Consider the following 3865-nt stretch of genomic DNA (forward strand, 5'->3'; position numbering starts at 1 on the left):
GCGAGACCGGCGCGAACGATGTTGTTCGACAGGTCGGCCTTGGCCGAGGTGCCGAGCGCACCGTAGCTGTTGCCGAAGCTCACGTCGCCGAGGTCGGTGTACAGGTACTCGACGCGGCCGATGAGGTTCTGGGTGATGCCGCCTTCGACACCGCCACCGACGGTCCAGCCAACGTTGGTGCCGTCCTTCTTCGCGCCGATGCCCGTGGCGTTGTCACGCACGCGGACTTCGTTGTCGCCGTAGGCGAGACCGCCGGTGGCGTACACGAGGAAGCGGTCGAAGGTCATGCCGGCGCGGGCACGCACGGTGCCGACGTAGGAGTTGGTCTGGCGGTAGGTCAGGCCCGACGGGATCGACGTGGAGTAGACGGTGCCCTTGTCCTCGTTGTTCGAGAACGAGATGTCGGCTTCAGCACCGACCAGGAACATCGGGGTGATCGAGTAGTTGTAACCGGCATAGAGGCCGCCGATCACGCCCGAGGTCGAGGTCGAGGCACCGTACTGGCTGCCCCAGTTCACGCCCTTGATCTTGCCGTCACCGAACACGCCACCGATGTTGGCACCGAGGTAGGCACCGGTCCAGTTGAAGACCGGAGCAATCGGGGCCGGGGCCACTTCGACCGGCGGGGTCGGCTCGGGAAGGTCGGCAGCCATGGCGGCGCCGGCGAAGCCGAGGATGGCAACGGACGACAGCAGAAGACGCTTCATGATGATACTCCTAAAATACAAAAGCCCTGTAGGCACCCTGCCCGGGGGTTCGCCCGCAGGGCCGTCTGGTGTTTCGCAACGCGATCGCGGCCAGATCAGGAAGGTCAGTGCCAGCGGTGCGTCCTTGATCGTCACTATGGGTCGGCAATCTGGGCATTTGGAAGGCAACTTTGCGGCCGAAGTGCCTAGTTCCTACTGATCCCGATCGCTGTTGCGATGCTGCAACATGCACACAGGACGGTTAATTCTCAGTAACCGCGGTCATTCAATCTGATCTGACTGAAGAGTCCATCTGCGGCAATGCCAATGCGAAACCCGTGTTCCCGCCACCACGGGCAATTTAATTCGGTTTCTATGGTTGGGAAACCGTTAACGAGACGTCCTTTTACTCGTTTCTCCGCCTCTGCGACAATCTCGCTGAGGTAGAACGCGCGCGGCACAAGTGTCGGACAGTTCGACCATGGCAGATGAGCGCCGGACACCAAATAGGTTCCCCTTGGCGAACGCGAAACCGTCTCTGGCCATCGCCGGTCGGCGTCATCGAATAAATACGGCGTCGTTCCGATCAGGCGGGAGGCCTTGTCCGGCCGCAATTTGCGGTGCAGCAGAGCCCGCAGATGCACCAGCGCCGAAGCCTCGTCGGGCGGGAAAAGACCGGCCACCTTGCGGCCCTGCCAGTTCTGTCCGGGCCTGCGGCGGTGGCGCAGGCGCACGAAATGGGCGCTGCCGTCATCGATGTCGGCCCCCGCCGCGGCGAGCTGCCGCGCCGCGGTGGCGTGGTCCTCGACCAGCCGGTAGTCGTTTTCCAGCAGCACGATGCGCTCGGACGACAGATTGCCCGCCAGCGCCTTGAAGCCCCCGAGAATCCCGAGATTCTTTTCGGACCCCGCGAACGGCACCCCGAACTCGCGCGCAATCTCGCGGCCCTGCGGGGTGATTTCGGGCAGGAACAGCAGCACCTCGTCGGCGAGGCTGAAGAGATCGGCGGCCCGATAGCTCTCCAGCGTGGCGCGCAGAGAATCATAGCCGTGCCAGGACAGGATGCCGAATCCGAGGGTCGGCCGGCCGGCCGTTGCCGCGGGCCTCGTCGCGTCGCTCATGGCCATTCCTCCGGCCTGCGCGGGGGCGCCATACGCCCCGCCAGGGCTTGCCGCGGCAGCAGCCGGGCGGGTCTCATCAGATCGTGACCGGGGCGGCCTGCCGCGCGCCCCGCGCCGGGCTCAGCGCCAGTTTTCGGCGATCCAGGGCGTCGGCCGCACATATTTGTAGGTCTTCTTGTACCAGGGCGCCGGCCAGCGGCCGTCGCGGGCCTCGTCCGGGTCGGGCTTGCCGGTGAAGGCGACGAGCCGCGTGTCGGACGGCAACGGCGCCACCCGGAAGAATCGCAGCGGCCAGGGCGGCAGCAGCCCGTGCTTGAAACTCGCGCACCAGTGCTCCGGCCAGTAGGTCATGGGAATGCGGGTCACGGCCGAAATATAGCGCTGCTCGTTGCGATAGCGCTGCCAGATGCCGGTCGGGTCGGCGACCATGTCGTCATAGATTTCCGGCGCCATGCCGACGCGGAAGCGGAAGCAGGTGGTGTTGCCGATATTCTTCTCCACCTGCGTCCAGTTGCGGATGACGCAGAAGTCGGCCTCGGGGCGGTAGGTGAAGAAGTCGTCGAGATTGCCGGTGATGACGATATCGAGATCGACGAACAGCGCCGTTTCCCCGGGCACGAGGCCCGGCAGGGTGCGGTCCCACAGCGCGATCTTGCGCCAGGGCAGCCAGCGCAGATTTTCCGGCAGTTCGATGGGCAGTTGCGGCTGGCACTCCACCGCCGGATCGATCCCGTCGGTCTCGTCGGTGAAGCAGACAAGGCGGGTCGGCCGGCGGGTGTTGCGCCGAATCATCGACCACAGCCGGTTCACATAATCGGGCCCGTAGCGCGTGCCCCACTTCATGCACACAATGGTTTGCATGCGCGGTTATCCTCGGGTTTGCAGGCGCGGTTGTCCCTGCCCTCTCCGGCGCCGGTGTCCGGGCCGTGCCTTCGTGCCGCCGGCCGGCGGCACGCCTCCGGGCGCTCCGGCGGGCGGGCGTGCGAAGGGCCTTTTCGCATTTCACCCGCCCGATTGCCAGTGGAGCGGCGGCGGGCGGCCTCGTGCGGGCCGCCCGATTCGGGGTATGAGCGAATCGGACCGCCCGGCGGACCGCAAACAGGACAGGCGCCGCCGGCCGGCGGCAGCAGGAGGAGCCATGACGTCTGGGAGCGGGAACGACGCCGCCGGCTGCACGCCGGCACGCACCGCACTGGTGACCGGCGGCGGCCGCCGCATCGGTCGTGCCATCGCCGCCGATCTGGCAGCCCATGGCTGGGCCGTGGCGGTGCAGGGGCGCGAATCGATTGCCGAGGCCGAGGCTCTGGCGCGCGCCATCACCGATTCGGGCGGGCGGGCGGTTGCCGTGCGCGGCGATGCCGGCGACCCCGCGGCCGCGCCGTCCATCGTGGCGGCGGCGGAAGCCGCGCTCGGGCCGCTCGGCCTTCTGGTCAATAACGCGGCGATGTTCGATGAGGACGACTTCGCCACCATGGATATCGCCGGCTTCAACCGCCATCTCGGCGTCAATCTGGTGGCGCCGCTGATGCTGGCGCAGGCCTTTGCCGCCCGGCTGCCGCAGGACGGCCGCGGCCTGATCGTCAACATGATCGATCAGCGCGTCTGGAAGCCGACCCCGCGGCACTTTACTTATAGTGTGGCCAAGGCGGCGCTGTGGTCGGCAACCCGCACCATGGCGCAGGCTCTGGCCCCGCAGGTGCGGGTGATCGGCATCGGCCCCGGGCCGACGCTGCCGAGCCCGCGTCAGGACGCGGCGGGCTTTGCCCGTCAGGTCGCCGCACTGCCGCTCGGCCACGGCCCCGATCTGGCCGAGTTCGGCCGCGCCATCCGTTTCTTTGCCGACAGCCCGTCGCTGACCGGCCAGATGATCGCCCTCGACGGCGGCCAGCATCTGGCCTGGGAAACCCCCGACGTGGTCGGGATCGAGGAATAAGACCGCCTTGACCATGCCCGAACAGGATGGCGCGCCCACCCCGGCCCCGCAGGCGATGCCGGACCCGCAGGCGACCTCTGACCAGCAGGTCGTCCCGGCCCTGCAGGGTGTCCCGGCCCTGCAGG

General features: G+C 67.5%; 4 protein-coding genes. 1 reads left to right on the forward strand and 3 read right to left on the reverse strand.

The window, feature by feature from the left end; genetic code table 11:
- The 3 genes from V7067_RS14800 to V7067_RS14810 all read right to left on the reverse strand — a co-directional run.
- Window positions 1-707 (reverse strand): outer membrane protein (locus tag V7067_RS14800; RefSeq protein WP_334176674.1); only part of this gene is annotated, 707 nt, incomplete at its 3' end.
- Between the two features lie 248 nt (window positions 708-955).
- Window positions 956-1807, reverse strand: a complete 852-nt coding sequence (locus tag V7067_RS14805) for a hypothetical protein (protein WP_334176675.1) — start codon at window positions 1805-1807, stop codon at window positions 956-958.
- Window positions 1808-1927: 120 nt separating this feature from the next.
- On the reverse strand, window positions 1928-2668 hold the full coding sequence (locus tag V7067_RS14810) for a hypothetical protein (protein WP_334176676.1): 741 nt from the start codon (window positions 2666-2668) through the stop codon (window positions 1928-1930).
- 277 nt (window positions 2669-2945) lie between these two features.
- Here V7067_RS14810 and V7067_RS14815 point away from each other — a divergent pair, with 277 nt between their 5' ends.
- Window positions 2946-3740: an SDR family oxidoreductase gene (locus V7067_RS14815; protein ID WP_334176677.1), complete on the forward strand. Its 795-nt coding sequence runs from the start codon at window positions 2946-2948 to the stop codon at window positions 3738-3740.
- Window positions 3741-3865: the final 125 nt, after the last annotated feature.

It is taken from the genome of Pseudoxanthobacter sp. (assembly GCF_036822375.1).
GTDB lineage: Bacteria > Pseudomonadota > Alphaproteobacteria > Rhizobiales > Segnochrobactraceae > Pseudoxanthobacter.

What these genes read in the sequence shown, in the direction of transcription:
- V7067_RS14805 (WP_334176675.1), bottom strand. Translation starts at nt 1,807, where the DNA reads ATGAGCGACGCGACGAGGCCCGCGGCAACGGCCGGCCGGCCGACCCTC.
- V7067_RS14810 (WP_334176676.1), bottom strand. Translation starts at nt 2,668, where the DNA reads ATGCAAACCATTGTGTGCATGAAGTGGGGCACGCGCTACGGGCCCGAT.
- V7067_RS14815 (WP_334176677.1), top strand. Translation starts at nt 2,946, where the DNA reads ATGACGTCTGGGAGCGGGAACGACGCCGCCGGCTGCACGCCGGCACGC.